A 1,151-nucleotide genomic window follows, 5' to 3' on the forward strand; every position below is an offset into this window, starting at 1 on the left:
ATATATCCTGAATTCCCTCGATGGAAGCGATTTGGTGAACCAGCGTTTCCAGGTCCTTGCGTACAAGGGGCTCCCCTCCAGTGAGGCGGACCTTGGACACGCCCATAGGGGCAAGGACGGACATGATAGCGGTTATTTCTTCATAACTCATAATTTCGTCGTGCGGCTGGAATTCCATGCCTTCTGAAGGCATACAGTAGACACAACGCAGATTACAGCGGTCTGTTACGGAGATTCGAATATAATCATGGACCCGACCGAAAGGGTCTGTAAGTGGCTCAATCATGGATATTTCCCCTTTCGCGACTGTTAGGCATGGTCACATTGTAGCGATTCCCAAGATGAGAGTCAATGCAAAAGGCTTGATGATCGATAGGGACAACGATGGGAGCATCGGCGTGCGCTGTGAGATGTATCACAGCTATGCATGTGCCAATCATTTATAGTGGAATTGTAAACCATAGCTTCTCCTCTGAAAGTAATCATGAAAATTTCGCTGGACACCATTTCTGATACTGGGAGGTTTTGATATATGGCGATAACATGGAATGAAACCGTACAAGTCTCTGAGGCTGGTCAGCATTGGATGGAATACCGCAGCACGGTGTATGAGTTATTGATTGATTTTCTGGGCAATCGTCTCAGTCTTTCGTTGATTGCCGATTGGAGTCGGGACAGCAGGATGAAGAGGGTAGCTGAACAATATGAGGCAGCCGGCGAAATCATGAATTATATCGGCGGACGATCGCCTGAAGAATTATGGCGGCTTTATCAGGCTGAAAGCGCAGCTTATGATCTACTCCTCCAGCAATTCCAGCCGCGTCAAGCGACGCAGTCTCATTATGTTAACGAGGGATGTCCTCAGGACGTGGCCGAGTGCTACGCAACCGAAGGTATCGCCTTCAACAAACTTCAAGGAGAAACGGATGATCATATCGCGGTTGAGTTGGAATTTATGACACTGCTTCATGATCGCATGCTGGACCGCTCGTCGTGTGAACATAACATGAGATACTGGATGATGGTGCAAGAGAGCTTTCTGCAAGAACACCTTCTGCGCTGGGCTCCTTCTCTTTGCCGGGACGTCAGGTCATCAACGAACAGTCCTCTTTATCATGGGTTGGTCGATCTGCTTGACGAATTCCTCGTAC

Annotated in this window: 2 protein-coding genes; one reads left to right on the forward strand and one right to left on the reverse strand. The window is 48.4% G+C overall.

The window, feature by feature from the left end:
• On the reverse strand, positions 1–286 hold a 286-nt coding region (locus ACFRAK_RS29365), incomplete at its 3' end, for a radical SAM protein (RefSeq protein ID WP_394573248.1).
• Positions 287–532: 246 nt separating this feature from the next.
• On the opposite strand from ACFRAK_RS29365, the gene ACFRAK_RS29370 reads away from it, so the two are divergent.
• Positions 533–1,151: TorD/DmsD family molecular chaperone (locus ACFRAK_RS29370; RefSeq protein WP_394573249.1), on the forward strand; the 619-nt coding region annotated here is incomplete at its 3' end.

It is taken from the genome of Peribacillus sp. NPDC056705, assembly GCF_043656335.1.